This window comes from Desulforegula conservatrix Mb1Pa (assembly GCF_000426225.1).
Lineage (GTDB): Bacteria > Desulfobacterota > Desulfobacteria > Desulfobacterales > Desulforegulaceae > Desulforegula > Desulforegula conservatrix.
In genome coordinates this window covers 1-25,000 of record NZ_AUEY01000059.1, presented here as the reverse complement: position 1 = coordinate 25,000, position 25,000 = coordinate 1, and the positions used below count along the sequence as shown (strand labels likewise).

General features: G+C 41.6%; 18 protein-coding genes and 1 pseudogene. 10 read left to right on the top strand and 9 right to left on the bottom strand.

Going from position 1 to position 25,000, the window contains the following annotated elements; translation table 11 throughout:
- The 7 genes from K245_RS24990 to K245_RS0116520 all read right to left on the bottom strand — a co-directional run.
- Window positions 1-159: transposase (locus K245_RS24990; protein ID WP_035277391.1), on the bottom strand; the 159-nt coding region annotated here is incomplete at its 3' end.
- Between the two features lie 584 nt (window positions 160-743).
- The gene (aat, locus tag K245_RS0116555) at window positions 744-1,445 is read right to left on the bottom strand and encodes a leucyl/phenylalanyl-tRNA--protein transferase (protein ID WP_027360130.1); all 702 of its coding nucleotides are present in this window, start codon (window positions 1,443-1,445) and stop codon (window positions 744-746) included.
- A 57-nt stretch (window positions 1,446-1,502) separates the two neighbouring features.
- Entirely contained in the window at window positions 1,503-3,740 is a 2,238-nt protein-coding gene (gene clpA / locus K245_RS0116550) for an ATP-dependent Clp protease ATP-binding subunit ClpA (RefSeq protein ID WP_027360129.1), read from the bottom strand.
- A gap of 2 nt (window positions 3,741-3,742) precedes the next feature.
- Window positions 3,743-4,057: an ATP-dependent Clp protease adaptor ClpS gene (locus K245_RS0116545; protein ID WP_027360128.1), complete on the bottom strand. Its 315-nt coding sequence runs from the start codon at window positions 4,055-4,057 to the stop codon at window positions 3,743-3,745.
- 642 nt (window positions 4,058-4,699) lie between these two features.
- Entirely contained in the window at window positions 4,700-7,234 is a 2,535-nt protein-coding gene (gene secA / locus K245_RS0116535; protein WP_027360127.1) for a preprotein translocase subunit SecA, read from the bottom strand.
- A gap of 594 nt (window positions 7,235-7,828) precedes the next feature.
- On the bottom strand, window positions 7,829-8,245 hold the full coding sequence (locus K245_RS0116525) for a hypothetical protein (RefSeq protein ID WP_027360126.1): 417 nt from the start codon (window positions 8,243-8,245) through the stop codon (window positions 7,829-7,831).
- A 48-nt stretch (window positions 8,246-8,293) separates the two neighbouring features.
- Window positions 8,294-8,974, bottom strand: coding sequence for a zinc ribbon domain-containing protein (locus K245_RS0116520; RefSeq protein WP_027360125.1), 681 nt, complete (start codon window positions 8,972-8,974; stop codon window positions 8,294-8,296).
- A 226-nt stretch (window positions 8,975-9,200) separates the two neighbouring features.
- On the opposite strand from K245_RS0116520, the gene K245_RS26890 reads away from it, so the two are divergent.
- Entirely contained in the window at window positions 9,201-10,238 is a 1,038-nt protein-coding gene (locus K245_RS26890; protein ID WP_051284261.1) for a GGDEF domain-containing protein, read from the top strand.
- 285 nt (window positions 10,239-10,523) lie between these two features.
- Here K245_RS26890 and K245_RS0116505 read toward each other — a convergent pair whose 3' ends face one another.
- Complete coding sequence (locus K245_RS0116505) at window positions 10,524-12,794, bottom strand: dynamin family protein (protein WP_027360123.1); 2,271 nt, start codon at window positions 12,792-12,794, stop codon at window positions 10,524-10,526.
- 397 nt (window positions 12,795-13,191) lie between these two features.
- Complete coding sequence (locus K245_RS0116495; RefSeq protein WP_027360122.1) at window positions 13,192-13,761, bottom strand: YqgE/AlgH family protein; 570 nt, start codon at window positions 13,759-13,761, stop codon at window positions 13,192-13,194.
- Window positions 13,762-14,170: 409 nt separating this feature from the next.
- Here K245_RS0116495 and gspF point away from each other — a divergent pair, with 409 nt between their 5' ends.
- The 9 genes and pseudogenes from gspF to K245_RS0116450 all read left to right on the top strand — a co-directional run.
- Window positions 14,171-15,397 carry a type II secretion system inner membrane protein GspF gene (gene gspF / locus K245_RS0116490; RefSeq protein WP_027360121.1) on the top strand — a complete coding sequence of 409 codons (1,227 nt, stop codon included), beginning with the start codon at window positions 14,171-14,173 and terminating at the stop codon, window positions 15,395-15,397.
- Between the two features lie 167 nt (window positions 15,398-15,564).
- Window positions 15,565-17,295 (top strand): 30S ribosomal protein S1, encoded by a 1,731-nt coding sequence (locus K245_RS0116485; protein ID WP_027360120.1) that lies wholly within the window; start codon window positions 15,565-15,567, stop codon window positions 17,293-17,295.
- Between the two features lie 129 nt (window positions 17,296-17,424).
- Window positions 17,425-18,318, top strand: a complete 894-nt coding sequence (gene sppA / locus K245_RS24980) for a signal peptide peptidase SppA (protein ID WP_051284259.1) — start codon at window positions 17,425-17,427, stop codon at window positions 18,316-18,318.
- A 20-nt stretch (window positions 18,319-18,338) separates the two neighbouring features.
- On the top strand, window positions 18,339-18,812 hold the full coding sequence (locus K245_RS0116475; protein WP_035277448.1) for a phosphatidylglycerophosphatase A family protein: 474 nt from the start codon (window positions 18,339-18,341) through the stop codon (window positions 18,810-18,812).
- An 18-nt stretch (window positions 18,813-18,830) separates the two neighbouring features.
- The gene (thpR, locus tag K245_RS0116470) at window positions 18,831-19,415 is read left to right on the top strand and encodes an RNA 2',3'-cyclic phosphodiesterase (RefSeq protein ID WP_027360118.1); all 585 of its coding nucleotides are present in this window, start codon (window positions 18,831-18,833) and stop codon (window positions 19,413-19,415) included.
- A gap of 31 nt (window positions 19,416-19,446) precedes the next feature.
- Window positions 19,447-20,481, top strand: a complete 1,035-nt coding sequence (recA, locus tag K245_RS0116465; RefSeq protein WP_027360117.1) for a recombinase RecA — start codon at window positions 19,447-19,449, stop codon at window positions 20,479-20,481.
- A gap of 138 nt (window positions 20,482-20,619) precedes the next feature.
- Entirely contained in the window at window positions 20,620-23,247 is a 2,628-nt protein-coding gene (gene alaS / locus K245_RS0116460; RefSeq protein WP_027360116.1) for an alanine--tRNA ligase, read from the top strand.
- A 195-nt stretch (window positions 23,248-23,442) separates the two neighbouring features.
- On the top strand, window positions 23,443-24,687 hold the full coding sequence (locus tag K245_RS26885; RefSeq protein WP_051284257.1) for a GGDEF domain-containing protein: 1,245 nt from the start codon (window positions 23,443-23,445) through the stop codon (window positions 24,685-24,687).
- 57 nt (window positions 24,688-24,744) lie between these two features.
- Window positions 24,745-25,000 (top strand): annotated as a pseudogene (locus tag K245_RS0116450) (transposase); the annotation flags it as partial.

Sequence of the window (25,000 nt, the reverse complement as noted above, 5' to 3'; positions counted from 1 at the left end):
CAATATTGCACTTTCTTTTTGTCTGGCCAAATCTCGAAATACATCTCCCAAATATTTCCTCAATTCTACATAAATAGTCTTTTTTCTATACTTTGGAATCCATACTACATGATACTTGCATTCCCAGGTACTATGGCTTAGGCTTTGTCTCTCGCTCATTGAAGTCTCCTTTAACTTGAACTTTAGGCGGTTCAGTTATTGGAGACTTCTTCTTATTCCAGGATCTGTCAAACTCTGTGAGTCCACCGGCAGAGCCGGGGGTTTACTTATGATTAATTATCTAAGATGCTTGAAAAAAAAATACTTTCGATATTTTTGTAAATCACTTTTTTCAGACCAGACAATCATACTGAAAATAGTATATAGCCATTAAAACTTCTATATATTGAAAAGGAGCGGATACATACTCATCAATGTCACAGCTTGAACATTTAAAACCAGTCAGGTCGTTTGGATGGCAATCCTGTTCTGTTATTGCATTATTACTGGAAAAGGGTTTTCCAGACCTTTACCAAAACTTTTTATGTTTTTTTAACGAGTTGAGAACATATATTTTCAAGCAAAAAAATCCATAACCGAAAAGTTTTTGCTAAGCTTTTTTCAAAAAGCGGCCTTTGACCTTTCATCTAACAGAAGAGTTCAATTAATAGGAGTTTGGGGAATTTTTTACAAAAAGTCCCAAAAAATCAAGAGCTAAGCTAAGGAGCATGATTTCGGTTTTCAACAGTTACATGGAACATAACCTATTTTTCTTCATTGAAAAGAGAGGTCCAGCGTCCAATAATTCCAGGCTTCACAACTGTTTTTTCAAGAAGGCCAAGAAATTCTTTTCTCGGTATCTCCCTTGCCCCGAAGCTTGAGAGATATTTTGTAGCCACCTGACAGTCAATGATTTCAAAATCCATTTTAGCTAGCCATTTAGTAAAAACAGCAAAAGCCACTTTGGATGAGTTGTCAGAAGTACTGAACATGGATTCGCCAAAAAAGCATTTTCCAATGGACACACCGTATAGACCTCCAACAAGCTCTTCACCTTTCCAGGCTTCCACTGAATGTGCATATCCCAGTTCATGAAGCAGCACATAAGCAGCAAGCATTTCGTCAACAAGCCAGGTGCCTGATTTGGTTTCAGTATGAACATCCCTGCATTTTGTGATCACATCTTTAAAAGCTTTGTCAACGCTTATCTCATAAACATTTTTTCTGATGGCCTTGGCAAGACTTCTTGAAATATGAATCTCATCAGGAAAAAGTACAAGACGCGGATCAGGCGACCACCATAGGATAGGTTCATCCTCATTATACCAAGGAAAAATCCCCGAAGAATATGCGGTTATAAGTCTCTGCACACTCAAATCTCCGCCTACGGCAAGAAGACCAGTCTGGTCAGCAAGAAATGGAGGGGGAAAGGTCTGTTTATTTTCAGAAAGATAAAAAACGGGCATAGCTCTTTTATAAAAAAAAAGCCGACATTAAAGTCGGCTCAATTAGCATCTAAAAAATCAATTGGCATAAGAAAACGAGAGCTTTTCATCCTTCAGGCCAATGGTTACCTTGCCGCCATTCTCAAGCTCTCCGAAAAGAAGCTGATCTGAAAGTACATCTTTGATTTCTGTTTGAATGAGCCTTCCAAGAGGTCTTGCGCCATAAGACTCATCATAACCTTTCTTGGCAAGATAATCCCTCGCCTTTGCAAGAAGCCTCAGATGAACTTTTTTCTCTGTAAGCTGGAGTCTCAGCTCATCCATGAATTTATCGACAACCATGCCCATGATTTCAGGATTAAGACTGTTGAATGTTATTATATCATCAAGACGATTCAAGAATTCAGGGCTGAAAAGATTTTTGATCGCTCCTTTTCCTTTTTCATTCATGTCTCTTGAGGTATCCCCAAAACCTATGGATTTTGAGCTCATCTCTCTGGAACCGACATTACTGGTCATGATAATAATAACATTTCTGAAATCAGCCTTTTTACCGTTATTGTCAGTTAGCGTTGCATGATCCATTACCTGTAGAAGTATATTGAAAATGTCCTGATGGGCTTTTTCAATTTCATCAAGCAAAAGCACAGAATGAGGATGCTTTCTTATTTCATCTGTAAGAAGGCCTCCCTGCTCGAAACCGACATATCCTGGAGGAGCACCTATAAGCCTCGCCACTGAATGCTTTTCCATATACTCGCTCATGTCAAAACGGACAAAATGGATGCCAAGCTGGGCAGAAAGCTGTTTTGCGACTTCTGTTTTTCCAACTCCTGTAGGTCCTGTAAAAAGAAAAGAACCGACCGGACGTTCGGAAGGACCAAGTCCTGCCCTTGAACGTTTTATCGCTGTGCACATTGCCTGTATGGCAGTATTTTGACCAAAAACAACTTTCTTAAGTCTGGCTTCAAGCCCGGAAAGCTTTAGTCTGTCCGAACCCGCGACACTTCTGACAGGAACTTTTGCCATTTTTGCGACAACTCTCTCAACATCCTCGACATCCACGGTCTTTTTCTTCTTGGTTGAAAGCATTATATATGCTCCAACTTCATCTATAACATCTATGGCTTTATCAGGAAGAAAACGGTCATTAATGTATTTGGCCGATAGATTTACAGCCGCATCAAGCGCTCCGTCCGAATAAGTTACATGATGATGATCCTCGTAGCACCACTTAAGTCCTTTGAGAATCTCAACAGCCTCAGGAATGCTTGGCTCAAGAATTTCAATTTTCTCAAATCGTCGCGCAAGCGCCCTATCTTTCTCAAAATGGGTTTTAAACTCTTCATAGGTTGTTGAACCAATACATCTTATACTCCCTGATGTTAGAGCCGGTTTAAGTATGTTGGAAGCATCTAGAGAACCGCTGCTTGTAGCTCCGGCGCCAACAATCGTGTGAATCTCATCTATGAAAAGAATTGCCTTAGGAACTTTCTGAAGAGCAGAAATGAGCTTTTTCAGTCTCTGCTCAAAATCACCTCTAAATTTTGTTCCGGCTAAAACAGACCCCATATCAAGGGCAAAAATCTTAGCATCATGCAGAATAGATGGCGCAGTCCTGTCATTAATTCTCTGGGCAATTCCCTCTGCAATGGCAGTCTTTCCAACTCCGGGATCACCAACAAATACAGGATTGTTTTTTCTTCTTCTGCAAAGAACATGTATAGCACGTTCAACTTCGGGATCACGGCCGATAAGAGGATCAAGCTCTCCTTTTTCAGCTTTGGCAACAAGCTCGACAGTGAAAGCCTTGAGAGGATTAACCTTTTTCATGGCATCTTCGCCCTGCTGGTCGGGCTGTTCAGGCTTTTCCCTGTGCTCTTCTCCGCTGCTAATCTCATGGGAGATATGCTGAAGAACTCCAAGTCTTGTTACGCCTTCATTCATCAGATAGTATACTGCATGGGAATCCTGTTCCTGAAACATTGCAGCAAGGACATCCCCAACATTTATCTCAGTCTTTTCCGCTGATCTGGCATGCGACACGGCTCTTTGAATAACTCTTTGAAAACCAACGGTCTGCTGAAGAACATAATCCTTTCCTTCAGGCATTACTTCAAGGCGGGTGTTGAAGTATTCTTCAAGATTCTTTTTTATTGTATCGATGTCGCCACCGCAGTTTTCAACAATATCTATGCCAGAGGTATCATGCAGTATCGCAAAAAGCACATGCTCCAAACATACATATTCATGACGCCTCTTCTTGGCTTCACGAACCGCGAATCCCAATGTAGCGCTTAAAGTTTTGCTTATCATTGCTATACCTGCTCCAATGTGCTCTTAAGTGGAAATTCATGCTCGGTTGCAAGTCTCAATACGGCATTAACCTTTGTCTGGGCTATATCATAAGTATAAATACCGCAAACGCCAACGCCTTCCTGATGAACTTTGAGCATTATCTGAATAGATTCCTCATGGGTTTTGTGGAAAACATTCATTAAAATATCCACAACAAATTCCATGGTTGTATAATCATCATTATGCAAGAGTACTCTGAACATTGGCGGTTCTTTAAGATCCTGACGTTGTTCTAAGCTTGTTTCCCCCTGGAATCCAGGATTATACTCTGTCATACTTGCTACCCTCTGACTCGCATATCATTTTTAGTCCCACATATGGTTATTTCTCTATAAAAATAAAATAACACTTTTAGTATAAGTTGAAAATGCACAAACACTATTAAAATGTAATGTTTTTTATAGGCTATATTCCAGTTAAATGTTGAAATATGTAGAATAAATTATTTTTGTTTATTTTCTTGAAGAACTATTTGTAAAAAGCTCCTTAAGTCCCCTCAAAAAATTTATTTTTTTTATAATAATAACAACTTATTATTTATATAATTGAAAGTTTTTTTCCAAAAAGCAACCGCCTGAGCTCATTCTTTTCAAAAAAATAAAATGGCTATGTACTATTTTCAGTATGACTGTCTGGTCTGAAAAAAATGATTTACAAAAATATCGAAAGTATTGTTTTCCAAGCATCTGACATAATCATAAAGTTTTTGCGGAGCTTTTTACAAAAAGCGACTCGCCGAAGGCGCTCAAGCTGAAAATAAGACAAAGCCACAAAAAATAATGGTTATTGAAGCAATAAAACTTTCCACAGCCAAAATGGACAGAGCATCTATCAAAAAAAGAATGGCGGGAAAGATCATCTTTTCCGCCATTCTTTATTAATTCATATCTATAAGATCAAGAAAATATAAACTCGGTCTATCCGCAGCACTTTTTATATTTCTTGCCGCTACCACATGGACACAGATCATTTCTTCCTATTTTGTCATGGTCGCGTTTAACAGGTGTGTTTTTCTTTTCATCATCACTGTCACTGCCCCTTGAATAAATAAGTCTCTGCTCCTCAGGCTGGTGCATGTCTTCAAAAGAGCCATCACCTTCAGCCTGCTGTGGCCTTATCTGCATTCTGAAAAGGAACATGAGAAGCTCTTCGGAAATGTGGGAAACCATCTCCTGAAACATCGCAAACCCCTCTTTTTTATACACAATAAGAGGATTTTCCTGGGCGTACCCCCTGAGGCCAATACCTTCCTTGAGATGATCCATTCTGAGGAGGTGATCTTTCCAGAGTCCGTCAATGGATTCAAGCATGACAAAACGCTGGATATTATTGAATTCAGGGCCGACCTTGTCCGCTTTTTCCCTGTAAATATGGATAGCACTCTCGGTTATGAAGTCTTCGAGATCTTCCCTGCTCTTTGGTGAAGACTCTGTGAAGTCTATCACAAAATTAAACTGGGCGTTAATAGCGTCCTTCAGTCCTTCAAGATTCCAGTGGCGAGGATCGTCGTCGTTCACATGATCTGCAACTATCCTGACTGCCCTCTCCTCAATCATGGATTCCACAAAAGGCTCAAGCTCGGGATCTGTCAGAATCTGACGCCTCTGGCTATATATAAGGTTGCGCTGCTGGTTCATTACATCGTCATATTCAAGCAGGTATTTTCTTATGTCAAAGTTGTGGCCTTCAACCTTCTTTTGAGCATTTTCAATGGCCCTTGAAATCATATTATGCTCAATTGGCTCACCATCTTGGAGGCCCATCTTCTCCATAATTGCAGTAATTCTGTCGCCACCGAATATTCTGAGAAGATCATCTTCAAGGGAAAGATAAAATTTTGACGAACCTGGATCGCCCTGCCTGCCTGCTCGTCCTCTGAGCTGGTTATCAATGCGTCTGCTTTCATGACGCTCAGTACCAATAATATGAAGACCGCCAAGTTCGACAACTCCGGGCCCGAGAACAATGTCAGTTCCTCGTCCAGCCATGTTTGTCGATATTGTGACAGTATCCTTCTGCCCGGCCATGGCAATAATTTCAGCCTCTTTTTCATGGTGTTTGGCATTAAGGACTGAGTGGCGAACTCCTTTTTTTACAAGAAGTGAGCTTATGTATTCAGAAACATCAATATTAACTGTTCCGACAAGTACTGGCTGCCCAGTCTTTGTTCTTACGATTATCTCCTCGACAACGGCGTCATATTTTTCCTTTTTGGTTTTATATATGACATCAGGAAGATCAGTTCTGATCATTGGCATATTAGGAGGAATACAGATAACATCAAGCTTGTAAATCTTCTTGAATTCTTCGGCTTCCGTGAGGGCGGTTCCGGTCATGCCCGCAAGCTTGTCATACATTCTGAAGAAATTCTGGAATGCCGTGGAGGCGTAGGTCTGATTCTCCTGGGCAATCTTGACACCTTCCTTTGCTTCAAGAGCCTGGTGCAGACCTTCTCCGAATCTTCTTCCCGGCATAAGCCGGCCTGTGAACTCATCTACAATTACAACCTCGCCGTCCTTAACGATGTAATCGACGTCCCTTTTGAAAAGACTGTGGGCCCTAAGCGCCTGGTTGAGATGATGTATGGTTTCTATATTTCTAGGATCGTAGAGATTTTCTATCTTAAGAAGTTCCTCAGCCTTTGAAATTCCATCTTCGGTGAGGGAAACGGTTCTTGCTTTCTCATCGAGCGTATAATCCACATCTTTTTTAAGAAAGGAAATAATAGAATCTATGTCTGTGTAAAGACCGGTGGATTTACCTGTTGGCCCTGAAATAATAAGAGGAGTTCGGGCCTCATCTATGAGTATGGAGTCAACTTCGTCCACTATGGCGTAATGAAGATCCCTCAGAACAAGATTCTGATGGTAATATTTCATGTTATCACGGAGGTAGTCAAAGCCAAACTCGTTATTGGTTCCGTATGTAATATCTGCTGCATAAGCTGCTTTTCGCTGCTGGTCGTCCATCCCGTGAACAATAACACCGACGCTCATGCCAAGATAATTGTAAAGCTTGCCCATCCATGCTGAGTCACGTTTTGCCAGGTAATCATTCACCGTTACTATATGAACACCCCGTCCTGTGAGGGCATTCAGATAAGCAGGAAGGGTTGAAACAAGGGTTTTACCTTCACCGGTCTTCATTTCCGCTATGGAGCCTGTATGAAGGGCTACACCACCGATGAGCTGGCAGTCGAAATGTCTCATATTGAGTGATCTGCGGCCTGCTTCCCTTACTACTGCGAAAGCTTCTATGAGAAGATCATCAAGCGTTTCACCACCAGCCAGTCTGTTTTTGAATATTTCAGTCTGCCCCCTGAGTTCTTCATCGCTCATTGCCTGGTATTTTGGCTCAAGTATATTAATATCCAGAACCAGAGGTTCTATCTTTCTGATTACTCGCCCACTCTTGTTACCGCCAAAAATACGGGCCAAAAAATTTAACAACATCAGCCTTTCCTTTATTGAAAAGTTGTTTTCTGCAGACAATCAAGCTTTTTAAGCAGAAAGCCATAAAACACCAAACTGAAAAAAAACTCAAACAAATAAGATCTTTTATTGAAAATCTAAAAAACATGTTTGTTCAAACATGCAGGAAAACGCCACAACACTAATTGAGGAGTCATTATAGACGTTTGCAAAATTTGGGGCAGACAACGAAATCAGTCCCAGGCGCAAAGGATCCAAGTCTTGAATGATAATTTGGAGTTTTATTAATAAAAAATACCTTTAACAATTTTGATGGCTCGCAAAAACTAAAAAAAGGCAACGGCGTCATGACGGACTTGATCAGGAGTCCAGTGTTTTTCAACCACTTCCTGATTCAGATCTTCGCCGGAATGACAGGAATCTGAGTTTTTGCGGCCTTGTCAATTTTGAATCCTAAATCATTAAGGGAATAAATATAATCTGCTGCGAAATACCATGCAAGCGCAATCCAATGCGTCCCTTAAACTCTACAAGGCAGGCATTTATCGTCAATACGACCAAATCATGGCCACTATTACAAAAAAAAGGGAGCAGAAAGCTGCCCCCCCGGTATTTTTACTTTGAAGCATTATCTGCTGCTTCTGCGAGTCTTGTTTCAAGATAATCCGCCATATCATCCGACCATTCGCTGAAATCAAAGCAATGTCCGTCTTCTCCAAGAAGTCCTCCTGGAACAAGATCGCCAAGTTCTTCAGGATCTGTGATCAGATCGCCATAAAAGCACATGGAAATCCATCTTGCTTCAGGATCATCGTCAACGACATCTATCATAACAAACAAAGAGCGATTCTTCTGATTTATATGTTTTGCCCTTAAAGAATAGCTTACCCCTGGTCTTGCCTTGAAATCAAAAACAACACCCTCTTGTTTTTCAAGATTGTTCCTGAATCTCAAGAGAGCTTTTTTGACACCACCCGAGTCGTCACTCCATCCTTCAACAAAACCATCAAAACTGATTTCCTGGTCAGCCATTTTCCCCCTCAGCTACAAATACAGTTGATTATGTCAGATTTATTGACGCTACTCCGTCAAATCCTTGCCGCAATGTTTGCATACTTTAGCCCTTTTCTTGATTATCTCCGCACAATAAGGGCACTCCCTCGTAAAGCATCTCTCATGAATTTTCTTAACAGCTTCATCAGCTGCTTCCTGAAGCTTTTGGTTGCCGTATTTATGGAATTTAATGGGCTCAATGAATTCGGTTTCATCTACCAGATCGCCCATCATCTGGGCAGCTTTGATCCTGACCCTTGTTGGTTCTGAAGGATCAAGCATCATCTGCAGAATCTTCACAAAGTCCTTGTTTACATAGCAATCTGCCAAGGTAGAAAACCCCGTTTTGATGGACTCTTCTATGGCTTTTTGGGAATTAACGCCATTCTCGTCAACTATCTGATTTGACCCGCCCTCCGCACTGAAAACCGGAAGAAAATCAAATTTATCAGGAGATGCAGGCTCGCACATACACCTATAAGAAGCTCTATATGCGTAATTTTCATATATATGATCCCAGCCAGCCTTAAAAGGCGGGCATTCGTCATTAAAGCATACAAAAAGATATGGAGCACCCCAGCCGAGTCCGTCACTGAAGCTCATTGGCGGCACTTCCCAAATACTCATCTCCAAATTGCAGTGTGGGCAAAGAGGCTTTTTCTGCTCGATAACTCGTTCAAGAACATCGTTTTTAGTTTCCATTGTCATGGCAATACTCCAAAAAAAATAAAATTATTAGCGGTAATCAATACCCGCTTGAAGATCTCAAAGCAATTTAAAAATTCATATTGAAAGCACGGATAATTTATCTCCGCAAGTACAGCTTCCTAATAATAATAACGTAATCCTTCAGCTCAATAGCAAACCAGGAAAATAACAAAAAAAATTATGGCACGGCTATTGCTTATTCATAAAGCCCAGGAGGGCAACAAATATGAAAGAAATATGGAAAACAAGTTTAAAAAAATTATCGGGTACAATAAATGCGGGCCTAAGGGTTATCCGTAATATTGACTACAAGATTCTTAGCCATACAATTTTTCAGATACAAGCCTCCAAAAATCCTGAAGAGGCACTTGAGCATATGACGTTTGGCTTGAAAAGGATTCTTGATTACAATCTGTTCGCCTTTTTCATCCAGGGCACCAACAAGAATAATGTCATGGCATGGATTGAACCCGAATATTATGAGAAATATATGAAAAAAATATTCGAGGAAGACTCTGGCATGTCAACGGAAAAAGGTCTGATCTACATGACAATAAAGAACAGGGATGAAAGCTTCACAAGATTTGCCGAGCTTGATATTGAAAGCAAGGAAACAAAAATTTTCAAAATAGCCCTGCCACATCTTGATGCCCGAATATATCTGACTCCTGGCAGGCATATTCTCCCTTATCATATGGAGATAATCAACCTGCTAATTGAATCATTCAAGAATACGGTTTCGATTCAATTGGAGATTGAACAGCTCAAGCAGGAAGCGTCCATAGACGGCCTGACAGGCATATCAAACCGGGGCGATTTCGAAAGACAGATAAGCCACTATGTTTCAAACGCAAAAAGATATGGAAAAGCCATCTCTATGTTTCTTTTTGACATAGATGATTTTAAAAAGATCAACGACACATATGGCCACCAGACCGGGGATGAGATACTCAAAAGCATATCCCTGACCGTCAAAAACAACATCAGATCATGTGACCTTATTGCAAGATACGGCGGAGAGGAATTTGCGGTTGTGCTTCCTGAGACATCTCCTGAGATGGCGGCCGAGCTTGCCGACAGAATCAGAATCAAGCTCTCTGAATCTAAAGTAAAAGCAGGCAGCGTTATGATAGGAGCAACAGCCAGCTTTGGAGTCGCATATCTGAAACCTGACATGGAAGTAGCCGATTTCATAAAAAAAGCCGACGAGAATCTCTATATAGCAAAGAAAAACGGTAAAAATCAGGTCGCTTTTCATCCATAAACAATGCCGGGTAAACAGCCCGGCAAAGTCATAAAATGACTGTGTATTTTTCCCCCAAAAGACAAGCTCCAAGCCTTAAAAAATAAACTATTCCAGTAAAACAACGATGGCCTCGCAAAAAACAGGTAAAAATTCCGGCGTCATGCCTGAATTGATCCGGCATCCGGTATTTTCAATTAGTTCCTGATTAAGGTTCCCGGTTTTCATAGGGACAGGCCCCGCCGGAAAGACTGAAACCGGATTTTTTGAGGCTCTGTCAAATAATGATTTCAAATATTTCGATGATCATGCTTCAAGAGCAGCGAAAAATTTATCATCAAGGCTCTCGCTAAGCGCATCTATCCTTTTTACAATATCAAGGGCCTCATTCCCCGAACCTTCAAGAAGCTCCCTTATTTTTTCACGATCAGCTATGGTTTCACCCATAACTTCATCAATTTTCGAAAGCCCGTCTGCATAGGACATGAATCTTGCGGAAATCTCATTTTCAATGGAATCGGCAATCACGTCGGATAATTTCAGAAGATATTGAAATTTAAGGTTTTCTTTATAACTCTTGAAATGGAAGCTAACATTTTCATCAGTCTCTTTTTTAAGGCTGGATAAAGCGCCCTTAAGTGCCCTGAAATAATCCTTATCCTTGGATGTCTCTTTTTCCTTTTTAAAGAAATTTCTGATCATTGTAAGGGATCTGTAAAAGCCAAACCTCGCCGAAGCCTCGGTCTTTACTTTAACACTGTACCTTATAAGTGCGACTGCAGAAGGAAGCTTGATTCCGCTTATTGACTTAATGGAATCCATATCCGGGGCAGTAAGATGGCTTTTCATCTGCACAGGCAGTTTCAACCCAAGTCCGGCCATGGCTGACTCATATTCACTTAATGCATCCTGTATCATCACGTCATAAGGCTGAACAGCCGCCAATAAATATGCAGCAATCTCACTTTCTTTTTCCCTGACATAATTCATGATCCTTGGATTGATCTGCTCTGTCATGAATGTATCAAGTTTCTGTTTGAATTCCTGATACGCGACATGAAGAACGTTCTGGAAAGTTGTCAGAGCCAGTCTGTCCTCATATTCTTCAAAGGATATGCTGTAGCTGTTGATATAATCCCTGATTTCATAAAGAAGGCCGCCATGACCTTCACTCATAAAACCTTCCGCACTTGATTTCAGATCTTTTCTAAGTTTCTGAATAGCCCCGTCAAGCGTGCTTCTCACAAGCCCGCTTATGCGGCCCATCTTTTCCTTGTGCAAATTTATATTTGCAACCATTTTCGAAACACCTGAAGAATCCCTGGACAGGACATCCCTGATCACCTCTGTCCAGCCTGCAAGACTTCCCGTAACCCCCCTGAGGCGATCAAGATGGTTATTTAGAAGCAGTCCATATCTTCCACTTGTTAATGATGCCTGGAAAAAGTCAAAAAATTCTCTGGTCTGCGCCCTGGAAAATTCCACAAGCTCATTTTCCATATCCCATTGGGACAGCCTCATTCTGTCTTTCTCTGAAAGACCCCGGGGGTTTTCACTGAAAAGATTATGAAGGGCTGATACTGTAAAAACGGAAGGTTCTGAATTGATCAAGGCAAGATCTTCACTAGTCCTGTCAACTATGGCTTTTAGGTCGTTGATACCTTCGTGCTCTGAAAAATCAGCATTAACAACAAAAACCGAGCTCTCTGAAAGCCCCATTTTTTTTATTATGTTCAGAAATCTTATATCGCCCTGCCTCAGACCGGTTCTGCTGCTGATGACATAAACAAGCATATGGGCCTGATTCAGATAATCCTGAACCTGGGCAAGATGTATGGGGTTTGGTGAATCACTTCCCTGACAGTCGGCTATTTCTATACCGGGCTGAAGTTCAAGACCGGGCGAACCTATCTCCAGCTCCACATCCCTAACATAAACTGCGAGAACTTCATTGCCGGTAAACTGCCTGTGGTCATGAAAAGCATCCTCTTTGTATACAATGACAGGGTCCTGATCAAATATTACATCCTTCACCTTATCAAAGCCGCTGAGGTATGAATTTAAATAAACCGCATTAACATTTCTAGTGTCACCTGTAATAAGCCTTTCGGAATCAAGGGCGCCAAGAGCTTTTCTGAGTTCGTTACGGTTTGATTCGGAACGGATGTCAAAGGACTCCCGTATATCGTCAAGAATTCCTGCAGGAAAAAGATTCATTGAGTACTTCATCTCGCTGTTGATCTCTTCCCAATTCTTGAAAAAAACCGTTGCTTTTAAAACGCCCTCTTTTGAACTCTTCATTCTGGTCACAAGGGAAGTGATTACGCCTGCGCCTCTTTTAAGATAATCAGCTCCGAAAAGGGAATTGATAAAAGTGCTCTTTCCTGACTTAATCGTTCCAACAACCGCGACCCTGAAAATTTCTTCATTAAGATGCCGCCTCAGAAGAAGACATGTATCCATCCAGGCCGTTGGAACCGTAGAAGAAATCTGGTATTCAGATACGGTCTCCAAAAGGCTGATAAGTGTTTCGGTTATTGCCAGTATTTCTTCCTTGACTCCGTGATATGTCTTCATCTTTGCATCAATCCCAAAACGCCATATGAATTTTTATTGTTAAACGTTCAAAAAACGTAATCCAGCAGCCTGTTAACATGTATTTATTCGCTCAAAAATAAGCTTCCTTGTCAATCAAATCCTTTTGTGGTATGGTTTTTAAGCTTATTAAAGCAATCAGCGTCCGAACTTTCTTGAAACTAAAAAAAATGCCTACAAAACATTCCGAGTGCCCAATAACTAATCCGCAAAATTGCAAAGAATACTATAATCCCCAGATCTGTGCCTTTTCCAGAAAAGACAGAACATGCCTGAAAAAAAAGAAAATCAGGCAGAGGCCAAAGGAAAAATCAGAAGAAGTCATGGAATCATCAAACAACGGACAAGCATAAATGAATCATTAGAGATTCTAAATGATTCAGGCAGTCCCTGAATCCGAACTCAGCAGAGCCGGATTTATACCCATTCTCTCGATGACCTCTCTCCATCTGTGCTCGGGTGCAAATTCGAAAAGAATTTCCTGATCAACAGGTGTTGTCAGCCAGAAATTATGAATTATTTCCTGTTCAAGCTGGTTTTCCGCCCACCCGGCACAGCCGAGAAAAAACATATATTTTTCAGGGCCTTCACCCTCTGCAATAGCTTTTATAATATCAGTGGTGTTACTTACGGCAAGACCGGGAGGAAATCTGAAACAGCCCTCCCATGCAAATGGGCCGGCATGAAGGATAAAAACCCTGTCAGGCTGAACAGGACCGCCAATATAAACTGGGACCCCTCCTGATTTTTCTGTGCATTCTATTCCGAGTTCATCAAAGACATCCCTGCAAACGATATAAGGATGCGGTTTATTTATTATGAACCCCAGAGCACCTTCATTTTTATGCTCACTTATACATACAACAGAATTGGAAAAATTTTCATCCACCAGCCCTGGCATGGCAATAATAAACTGCCCCTGAAAAAAAACCTTGCTGTCTTCCACCATTTTTCCTCCTTATCAATGCCTGACAAAAAAGACAATATCCATGCAAGCTGTTGACATGGAATTATAAACCTGTAGTAATGCGTTTATTCGCCTGAAGGTAGGCGTTTCTGTTAAGAATAAACTTAGAAATATTGGATAATAAAGTCTTACCCACGATCTAAGTTTGATGTGCTCGCAAAAAATGCCCGATCCCCGTCATTCCTGCGGGGCCTGCCCCGGTGAAAACCAGGAGCCGAAATCCAGATATATCTGAAAAATAAAAATATGCCGGAATAACAAAAAAAAGGCCGACTATTACGGCCTCGCTTTTTTTGCAGCCTTGTCATAATTCAAAACTTTTGAAATATATCTTCAAAAGTTTATTAAAACCAAAGCATATAAAGATACTATAAACCGGATTACAATTACCATGCCTGTATATGAATACAACGCCCTGACCGGAAAAGGCAAGACAACAAAAGGGATCATAAATGCCGAAAGCCTCTCGGCTGCAAAATCAAGACTTAAAAGCACTGGGCTTTATCCTGTATCTGTAATAGAAGCCGAATCAGAAAAGAAAAAAACCATTGAACGAATAAAGCAGGTTTCTTTTTTTTCAAAAAGCGTGAAGACATCCGAACTTGCCATTTTTACAAGACAGCTTGCATCCCTCATTGCGTCAGGGTTCCCTCTTGTTTCGGCAATCGGCGCCCTGATAGCTCAACTGAGCAATCCTTTTTTTCAAAAAAAAATCTCCCAGATAAAGGAAGCCATTGAAGAAGGCCAGAGCTTTGCAGGATCACTTGAAGAACATTCGGACATTTTTAATCCTGTGTATATAAATATGGTAAAGGCCGGTGAAAGTTCAGGTACCCTGGATCTGGTTCTTGACCGACTTGCCAGTATAATTGAAAGCAGACACATGCTGGCAACGAAACTTAAGACAGCCATGGCATATCCTGTTCTCATGTGCATCATTGGCACGTTGATTCTATTCCTGCTCATGACATATATAGTTCCAAATATCACATCCATATTTACTGACATGAATCAAGCGCTTCCTTGGCCCACAAGACTTCTTATAACAGTCAGCAATTTCTTCAGATCTTTCTGGTGGCTGTTGATAGGCATAATTGCCTTAACCCCGACTGTTTTATACAGAATAAGGGAAAAACCCGGAGGAAGAAAAAAAATTGACGGCTTGATGCTGAAAATACCGCTCATAGGCACTCTTATCCAGAAGATAGGAGCCGCCAGATTTGCAAGAACACTTGGTTCGCTATTAGCAAATGGAGTTCCCATACTCACATCTCTTGAAATTGTTGAAACCGTTGTCAATAATGTGCTTTTTACAGAGGCGGTACAAAAGGCTTCAAAAGCTGTTGAACAGGGCAAAAGCCTTGGTGAATCGCTTGCAGACTCGGCCATCCTTCCCCACATAGCAATACAAATGATAACAGTAGGAGAGCAGAGCGGAAATCTTGAATCAATGCTTGAAAGGGCCGCCGATATTTTCGAGAATGAGGTGGAATCAACGGTCGCAACAATCACATCACTCATGGAACCTATCATGATCCTTGCCATGGGGATTGTCGTAGGGTTCATTGTGGTTGCCATTTGCCTTCCGATCTTTGAGATGAACCAGCTCATAAAATAGTTTTGTCTCTGGCATTCCAAACCGTTGCAGGTACAAAGCCCCTTGCCCGGCCTCATAAAATGTTTTTACATTGTTTTTTTCACCGCATGCTGATATAGAGTCCGGACTTATGCAGATTTTTGAACAAAATCGGCATAAAATTCTGATTAGGGGGAAACTAACTTTCAATGAACAAAAGAGATGACGTAATGAACAACGAATTTATGGATGAAAACGAAGACCAAACCATGGAAGACTTCATGCGCATGTATGAAGAAAGCTTCAGCCGCCTTGGCGAGGGCGAAGTTGTTATAGGCAGGGTTATTGCCGTTGACAGGGACTATGTTCTCGTCGATGTCGGATACAAGTCCGAAGGTCAGATTGCCATCCATGAATTCTATGATGAGACCGGCAAGACCAACGTTCAGATCGGTGACGAAGTTGAAGTCATGATCGAAGTTTGGGACGAGGAAGAGGAAAGAGTAATCCTCTCCAAAGAAAAAGCCGCCAAGATCAAAGTTTGGGAAGAAATCAAAAAGATTTACGATGAAGACGGTATTGTCGAAGGTATCATTACAAGCCGCGTAAAAGGCGGGTTCTCTGTTGATATAGGAGTAGCTGCGTTCCTTCCTGGTTCACAGGCTGACCTTCGTCCAATAAGAAACCTTGACGAACTTGTTGGCAAATCCTTCACTTTCAAGGTTCTCAAATACAACAGAAAACGCAGCAACATCGTTCTTTCCAGACGCGTTATCCTCGAGCAGGCTCGTGAAAATGCACGCAGCGAGACCCTCAAGTCAATCGAAGAAGGCCGCGTAATGCAGGGTATCGTCAAGAACATCACCGAATACGGCGTATTCGTTGACCTTGGCGGAGTTGACGGTCTTCTCCACATCACAGATATTTCATGGGGCAGAGTCAAGCATCCATCAGAAATGTTCTCTGTTGGCGACACAATCAATGTCAAGATACTCTCCTACGATCTTGAGAAGGAGCGCGTATCCCTTGGCATGAAGCAGCTTGCTCCGGATCCGTGGTCAATTGCCAGCGAAAAATACTCCATCGGCAAAAAGGTTAATGGTAAAGTTGTCAGCCTCACAGATTACGGCGCATTTGTTGAACTTGAAGAAGGCGTTGAAGGCCTTATCCATGTTTCAGAAATGTCATGGACACGTAAGGTTCGTCATCCGTCCAAGATCGTTTCTGTAGGAGAACAGGTTGAAGCAATCGTTCTCGACATCAAGCCAGAAAACCGCCGTATATCCCTCGGCATGAAACAGGCAATGCCTAATCCTTGGGATGTTATCAGTGAAAAATACCCAATCGGTACAATCATTGAAGGCAAGATCAAGAACATCACAGATTTCGGTCTGTTCATCGGCATAGATGATGATATTGACGGTCTTGTTCATATTTCAGACATATCCTGGACAAAGCGTATCAAACATCCTTCGGAAGTATACAAGAAGGGCGATACTGTTCAGGCAATCGTTCTTGACATAGACAAAGGCAGCGAACGTTTCTCACTTGGTGTTAAACAGCTTACCCTTGATCCTTGGAAGAGCGTTGCGGAAAGATACAAGCCAGGTACTGAAGTAACCGGTACTGTTACAAACGTGACTGACTTCGGTGTGTTTGTAGAAATCGAAGAAGGTATCGAAGGTCTTGTTCACGTATCTGAAATCAGCCGTGAAAAGATCAAGAATCCCGAAGAAAAATACAAGGCTGGCGATTCCATCACTGCAAAGGTTATGAATATCAACAGTGATGAAAGAAGAATCGGCCTTTCAATAAAACGCCTTGAGCAGGAAGAAGATCCGGATGCGCTTGCTGATTACAACGCAGGTGCAAAAGAATCGACTTCAGCTTTTGGAGAAGCTTTCAGCGAAGCTCACAAGGCAAAAGAAGGTCAGAAATAATTCCTTTTAAGGAATAATCAAAGCCTACTTACAGACTGAAGTATTCATAGGGAGCGGCGGGATATTTATCCCCTGCTCCCTAATATATTTATCGGCATGTTTTTTAACCCAAAAATAAAGTGACCGACCATGTTCTCCCGCAGACACCCTTTTCTTTATTTTATTCTTATTTTTTCTGCAATCTGGGGCGTTGTAATTGTCATTGCAGCCCTTGTTTCAAATTTTGGGCAAAGCTCAAAAAGCATTATGGACACCAAGCCAGGCATAGGAATAGTTGAGGTTGTCGGGCCAATTTATGATGCAAAAAAAATCAATGAAGACATAAAAAAATTCAGCGAAGACCCTGAAATTAAGGCTATCGTGGTCAGAATTGATTCACCTGGAGGTGCGGTTGGCCCGTCCCAGGAAATTTACAGGGAAATAGAAAAAGCAAAAAAGACAAAAAAAATAATCGCCTCAATGGGATCAGTTGCAGCATCAGGTGGATATTACGCAGCCTGCATAACAGACGGAATAATGGCCAATAATGGAACCATAACAGGCAGCATCGGCGTAATAATGGGCTTTACCAATTTCAAAAAAATCATGGACAAGATAGGTCTCATTCCTGTTGTTGTAAAAAGTGGTGATATGAAAGATGTTGGATCACCTGCAAGAGACATGACGGATGTAGAAAAGCAGTTTCTCCAGGATTTTGTGTCAAAAATACACCACCAGTTCGTCTCTGATGTTGCAAAGGGAAGAAATCTCGAAGAAGAATATGTTAAAAAGCTTGCAGACGGAAGAATATATACTGGTCAGGAAGCGGTGGAGCTTAAACTCGTTGATAAGCTCGGCAATTTTGACGATGCAGTCGCATGGGCAGGAGAAATGGCTGGGATAAAAGGACCGGTTACGCCAGTTTATCCACCTGAAGATGAACTTACTTTCATAAAAAAAATATTGGAATCATCTGCAAAAATTGCAAAAATCCATTTTTTTGATCCTGACATCAAAGCTGAGTACCTTCTTCAGGGACAATAACTCAAAAACTTTCAGCTTATATGAAACTGACACTAAACGACAGCAGACATATTCTTTTTGCGGCAACCGGCTGCTATTCTGGTTATTCACCAGTCATGCCAGGGACAGCAGGATCTATTGCTGCAATCCCCATATGCTTGATATTCATGCTCATGCCTGCATGGATGAACACATTATCAGTTGCTGCTCTGATTCTTTTTTCTATCTGGATATGCGATCAAGCCGAAAAAATTCTCGGTGAAAAAGATCCCGGCTGCATAGTTCTGGACGAGATTGCAGGCATGGTAGTGACTCTTTCTGGCGTTGCTCCTGGTTTTACAAATATTATGGCTGGTTTCGTTCTTTTCAGATTCTTTGATATCTTAAAACCGTGGCCTATTAAAAATCTTGAGACAATATTCAAAGGCGGTGCGGGCATTGTTGCAGACGACATTGGAGCTGGGATATATGCTTCAATCATGCTTAATGTTTTGCTGATCAACGGAATTATTTGACTCAAGGATAAATTAATCATGACTGATAAACCAAGACTTTTCATAGCTCTCGATATCCCAGATACAGCTGTGGAAAAAGTCATGGATATCCAGAAGATGATGAAAAAAGCGAATATCCCAGCAAGATGGGTTTCAACAAAAAATATTCATCTGACACTTAAATTCATTGGTGAAACTGATTCAAAGAATCTTCCGTGCATAAAAGAAATACTTGAATACTCTGTAAATGATTTCGAGCCATTTAAACTTAGTATTTCAAACGCAGGAGCCTTTCCTGGCATGATAAATCCGTCAGTAATCTGGGCTGGGCTTACAGGCGAAACAGAACTTGTCATGAAGCTATCCAGAATTATTGACAGAAACCTTTTCGAAAAGCTTGATATCAAACGTGAGACAAAGTCATCTAAACCTCATATTACAATAGCCAGGATTAAAACCAGAATAAATCCATCGAAACTGGCAGGTGTAATTGAAGAAATTGGGAGTAATACGCCCTTCCCTTTTATTGCGGAATCAGTAAGTCTTTTTCAGAGTACTCTTACACGGGACGGTGCTAAATATACAGCATTGAAAACATTGAAGCTAAATACAAAAAATCATTAAATTTCTTATAAATACAGGAGAGCCATATTTTATGACTACTGAAAAAGAAAAAGCCCTTCAATCAGCCATGAGTCAGATTGAGCGCCAGTTCGGCAAGGGAAGCATCATGGTTCTTGGAAGTAACGCAATCCAGCAGATTCCTGTTATCCCTACAGGATCAATATCCCTCGATGTTGCACTTGGAATTGGCGGAATACCGCGTGGCAGAATAACTGAAATCTATGGCCCTGAAGCGTCAGGAAAAACAACCATAGCTCTTCATACAGTGGCTGAAGCCCAGAAAATGGGTGGGATAGCCGCATTCATCGACGCTGAACACGCCCTCGACATTTCATACGCCAAAAAACTTGGCGTAAATTGCGAAGAACTTCTTGTGTCTCAGCCTGACCACGGTGAGCAGGCCTTAGAAATTGCGGATATGCTGGTTAGAAGCGGAGCTGTTGATATTCTTGTAATAGACTCAGTAGCAGCTCTTGTCCCAAAAGCTGAAATTGAAGGTGAAATGGGCGATTCCCATATGGGTCTTCAGGCAAGACTCATGAGCCAGGCACTAAGAAAGCTTACGGCAACCATAAGCAAGACAATGACTTCCGTAATCTTCATAAACCAGATAAGAATGAAAATCGGCGTCATGTTCGGGAACCCTGAAACAACAACAGGTGGCAATGCATTGAAGTTTTATGCATCTGTCCGCCTTGACGTAAGAAAAAGCACGCCTATAAAAGATGCCCAGGATATCATGGGCAACAGAACCAAGGTCAAGATTGTAAAAAACAAGCTCGCCCCGCCATTCAAAGAAGTCGAATTTGACATGATGTACGGTGAGGGTATTTCAAAAACTGGGGATCTCCTTGATCTTGGAGTCACGCTGAACGTAGTCGAAAAAAGCGGCGCATGGTACTCATATCAGAGTGAACGAATTGGCCAGGGAAGAGAAAACGCCAAGAAATTTCTTTTGGACAATCCTGATACTTATTCAAGAATTGAAGCAAAAGTAAAAGAAGCGCTTGGATTTGGAGATAAACAGGCTATAACTGAAGTGCCAAAAGATGAGGATAGCAAATAAATTCGATATAAGAACATTTCTATTTGTTTTTGTTCAATTTTTTTTATAAAAACCCGGATCAGAAAATAATGATCCGGGTTTGTTTTTAAAATCCTGAATTAAAAATATTACATAGTCTTACGGAGAAACCAAATGGCAATGACAGGTAATGATACCCGCCAGCTTTTTATAGATTATTTTGCAAAAAATGCCCATCAGCACGTCAGAAGTTCTTCACTGGTTCCGTCCGACGACCCTACCCTGCTTTTCACAAACGCGGGCATGGTTCAGTTCAAACGTCTTTTCATGGGCGAAGACAAAAGAAAATACACCACTGCCGTAACTTCCCAGAAATGCGTGCGAGCAGGCGGAAAGCACAATGACCTTGAAAATGTGGGTTATACTGCAAGACACCATACCTTCTTCGAGATGCTCGGCAACTTCTCTTTTGGAGACTATTTTAAGGAAAAAGCCATAGAACTTGGCTGGGATCTTCTCACAAACGGCTATAAACTTCCGACAGACAAGCTATGGGTTTCCATATTCCTTGATGACGATGAAGCCTATGACATCTGGAGAAACAAAATTGGCATTCCGGACAACCGAATCGTCAGACTCGGTGAAAAAGACAATTTCTGGGCAATGGGAGATACAGGACCATGCGGCCCGTGTTCAGAAATTCACATTGACCGCGGAGACAAATACAGCTGCGATAATCCTGATTGCGGAGTTGACTGTGATTGCGACAGATTCCTTGAAATATGGAATCTCGTTTTCATGCAGTTCTACAGGGACGAAAACGGTACAATGACAAGGCTGCCAAAGCCAAGTATAGACACAGGCATGGGGCTTGAACGTCTTTCATCTGTTCTCCAGGATGTTGCAACAAATTATGATACGGACCTATTCACTCCGATAATGCATAGGGTCGCTGACCTTTCAGGAAAATCCATAGGAGCCTCTTTCAATACTGATGTGGCTATGAAGGTTATCGCAGATCACAGCAGGGCGGCGGCATTTCTCATTGGAGACGGGATTCTACCATCCAACGAAGGCAGAGGTTACGTATTAAGGCGCATAATGAGAAGAGCCATAAGATACGGAAGAAACCTCGGCCTTGTAAAACCTTTTCTCCATGAAACTGCAAGAGTCGTTTTCGACATAATGGAAGGAACCTATCCCGAGCTTAAAGCTGCGGACGCATTTATAACAAATGTAATCCAGAACGAAGAAATGCGCTTTTCAGAAACCCTGGACAAAGGCCTCGGACTTTTAAACGAAACACTTTCAGAGATGAAAGAAAAAGGACAGACAGAAGTTCCTGGCCAAGTGATGTTCAAACTATATGATACATACGGATTCCCGGTCGATATTGTCAGGGACGTTGTCAAGGATTCAGGACTGGACCTTGACATGGATGGTTTCAATTCAGCAATGCACAAGCAAAAGGAACAATCCAGATCAAAAGTACATTTTGCCGGAACAGGAGCTGCATTCAGAGAGCTTGGAGCATCAGGGGTTACAACTGAGTTTACTGGTTATTCCAAAATTGAAGATAATGGCAAAATTCTTGTTCTTGCGGTAAACGGAGAAGCGGTTGAATCTGCTTCTGCCGGCACTAAAATTGAAATCGTTACTGACAAAACTCCTTTTTATGCTGAATCTGGCGGACAGGCTGGTGACTGTGGAACTATAAAGGGTGAAGGCGGTCTTGAGATTCAGATTACTGACACAATCAAGGACCCGACAGGATTCGTAATTCATAAGGGTGAAGTAAAAACTGGAACTGCCACAAGCGGCATAGAAGTATCGCTTATGGTTGATCAAGAAAAAAGAAGACTAACAGCACTTAACCATACAGCCACACATATTCTTCACTCGGCTCTGCACCATCTGGTTGGTGACCATGTTAAACAGGCTGGCTCCCTTGTTTCATCTGAAAGACTCAGATTCGACTTCACGCATTTTGCCCAGGTTGACAGAGATACCATCGAAGCCATTGAAAAATTTGTGAATGAAAGAATCTGCGATAATACTCCTGTGGAAATCGAGGAAATGGACGCTGAAGCTGCTTTCAAATCCGGGGCAACAGCACTTTTCGAAGAAAAATACGGAGACAGGGTCAGGGTTGTATCCATGAGCGATTTCAGCAAGGAATTCTGTGGAGGAACCCATACCTCAAGAACCGGAAACATTGGTTTTTTCAAAATTCTTACTGAGACCAGCGTCGCAGCCGGAATCAGAAGAATTGAGGCCGTAACTTCTTCAGGAGCACTCAAGGCAGTTCAGGAGACAAATAGAAAACTGTTTGAAGCAGCATCTATTTTCAGGGATTCTCCGGACAACCTTATTTCCAGAATTGAAAAAACCCTGGCAGATCAAAAAGCCACAGAAAAAGAGCTTCAGCTGCTAAAATCCAAAATAGCGGCTGCGTCCCTTGACAGCATCGAAGATGACATAAAAGTAATTGCAGGAATAAAAACCGTAATCCGCAGGGTTGATGTGGAAGACCAGGCTTCAATGAGAGATCTTGCTGACAAATACAAAGACAAGCTTGGCTCTGGAGTAATAGTTCTTGCATCAGAATCTGACGGGAAGGTCATGCTGATAGCTATGGTTACAAAGAATCTTACTGCTAAATTCAAGGCTGGCGACATAGTTAAACAGATAGCTCCTGTTGTAGGCGGAGGCGGAGGCGGAAGGCCGGACATGGCCCAGGCCGGAGGCTCAAAACCAGAAATGATAGCAGATGCACTTAAAAAGGCTGCTGAAATAATAGCCGGTTAAATAATTAAAGGGGACTTTGCATAAAAGTCCCCAATCTCCAATTTTTTTTTTGGTTAAACCGTTTCCATTTTTCCCGTCAAAACACTTTTCAAATTCATCCCAAAAGACACTGGGAAATTAATTTATTATACTATATAAATATCTGTGTATTTTCACAGATTGACACACAGCCGGCAGCAAAATCCAGGAGCGCAGATGCCCTCGCGTATACAAAACCAACCTTTACATAAAGACTTTTCCGGGATTGAAAAAGAATTTGAAGTGTGCCTGAGCAATGGTTTTCCAATGCTTTTTTTCCCGGATAATATTGAAAAGCAATTTCTTTGCGATACCCAGGAATCAAGAAAAAGAAGCTTTCTTGTAACAGGGCTAATTGCGGTTTTTCTTTATAATCTTTTTCTTCTTACAGACATCCAGATGGTCCCGGATATCTGGAAATTAGCCTGGACAATAAGAATTTGCATTATCACTCCATCAATGCTTCTTTTGCTGATGGCAATAAAAAAAAACTGGTTGAACAGCAAGCTTGAGTATATTGTAGACCTCCTGGTCATGATAACGACTGTCAGTATCATAATCATCTACGACCTTAGTGATCATCATAACGCATCATACTATCATACAGGGATAATTCTATCGGTTATGTTCGGCAACATCGTCGTAAGGCTCAGATTCTGGCATGCCTTTATTATCTCTTGGACGACCTTCATACTTTATATTGTAATCGTAAACAGGATACATAATTTCGAGCCTGCCAACATAATGAACAGCATTATTGTCTGCTTCACAGCCACAGCAATTAGCCAAGTAGCGAATTACCAAATGGAGCTTGATGAGAGATACAATTACCTAAGAAGCAAGATAAAAGAGATAACCAATCTGAGACTATCGATTTCCAGAGATGAACTTGAAAGAATATCGACCATAGATGAGCTGACAGGAATTGCAAACCGAAGGCTCTTTGATTCTGCCTTTGACAAGGAATGGCGGGTTGCGCTCAGGTATCAGGCGCCTATATCACTGATATTCATGGACATAGATGAGTTCAAAGCATTTAATGATTTCTATGGGCATCAGGCAGGTGATGAGTGTCTCAAAAAGGTCGCGAGACTCATAAAAACTAATGTCCACAGGCCCCATGACCTCTGTGCAAGGTATGGAGGGGAAGAATTCGTTATTCTTCTATCTGACACATGTCTTGACAGCGCAATGGTTATTGCAGAAAAGATGAGACATAGTCTGGACTCGGCCAAAATACCTCATCAAAACTCAAAAGTTGCAGATCATGTAACCGCCTGTTTTGGTGTCGCATGCCTGATCCCATCAATAGAAGGCTTCCATTCAGAACTCCTCGAAAATGCTGACAAGGCGCTTTATATGGCAAAGGAATCAGGCAAAAACACAGTAATACCTTATACCTCTAAAATTGGCTGTAAATAATTCTGACTTCAAAAAACAGGCTATGTTTCTGGACTTTTTGACAGTCCATCTGAGGTCACCATGGATGTTAGTTTCTGCATAGATGCCCTGGAAGAGGCAATCATGAAATTCGGAACTCCGGAAATTTTCAACACGGATCAGGGCGCACAATTCACATCCAATGAATTCACAGGAGTTCTTGAAAAAAACGGTATAAAAATCAGCATGGACGGACGCGGGCGCTGGGTTGACAATGTATTCATAGAAAGGCTGTGGAGAAGTTTGAAATATGAGGAGGTTTATCTGAAGGCCTATGGAAGCATGTCAGAAGCGA

Coding starts and splice junctions, on each gene's coding strand:
- alaS (WP_027360116.1), top strand. CDS start 20,620: ATGACAGGTAATGATACCCGCCAGCTTTTTATAGATTATTTTGCAAAA.
- K245_RS0116475 (WP_035277448.1), top strand. CDS start 18,339: ATGAAACTGACACTAAACGACAGCAGACATATTCTTTTTGCGGCAACC.
- aat (WP_027360130.1), bottom strand. CDS start 1,445: ATGCCCGTTTTTTATCTTTCTGAAAATAAACAGACCTTTCCCCCTCCA.
- K245_RS0116525 (WP_027360126.1), bottom strand. CDS start 8,245: ATGGCTGACCAGGAAATCAGTTTTGATGGTTTTGTTGAAGGATGGAGT.
- K245_RS0116505 (WP_027360123.1), bottom strand. CDS start 12,794: ATGAAGACATATCACGGAGTCAAGGAAGAAATACTGGCAATAACCGAA.
- K245_RS0116495 (WP_027360122.1), bottom strand. CDS start 13,761: ATGGTGGAAGACAGCAAGGTTTTTTTTCAGGGGCAGTTTATTATTGCC.
- K245_RS0116545 (WP_027360128.1), bottom strand. CDS start 4,057: ATGACAGAGTATAATCCTGGATTCCAGGGGGAAACAAGCTTAGAACAA.
- thpR (WP_027360118.1), top strand. CDS start 18,831: ATGACTGATAAACCAAGACTTTTCATAGCTCTCGATATCCCAGATACA.
- K245_RS26885 (WP_051284257.1), top strand. CDS start 23,443: ATGCCCTCGCGTATACAAAACCAACCTTTACATAAAGACTTTTCCGGG.
- recA (WP_027360117.1), top strand. CDS start 19,447: ATGACTACTGAAAAAGAAAAAGCCCTTCAATCAGCCATGAGTCAGATT.
- K245_RS0116520 (WP_027360125.1), bottom strand. CDS start 8,974: ATGACAATGGAAACTAAAAACGATGTTCTTGAACGAGTTATCGAGCAG.
- sppA (WP_051284259.1), top strand. CDS start 17,425: ATGTTCTCCCGCAGACACCCTTTTCTTTATTTTATTCTTATTTTTTCT.
- secA (WP_027360127.1), bottom strand. CDS start 7,234: ATGTTGTTAAATTTTTTGGCCCGTATTTTTGGCGGTAACAAGAGTGGG.
- gspF (WP_027360121.1), top strand. CDS start 14,171: ATGCCTGTATATGAATACAACGCCCTGACCGGAAAAGGCAAGACAACA.
- clpA (WP_027360129.1), bottom strand. CDS start 3,740: ATGATAAGCAAAACTTTAAGCGCTACATTGGGATTCGCGGTTCGTGAA.
- K245_RS0116485 (WP_027360120.1), top strand. CDS start 15,565: ATGAACAAAAGAGATGACGTAATGAACAACGAATTTATGGATGAAAAC.
- K245_RS26890 (WP_051284261.1), top strand. CDS start 9,201: ATGAAAGAAATATGGAAAACAAGTTTAAAAAAATTATCGGGTACAATA.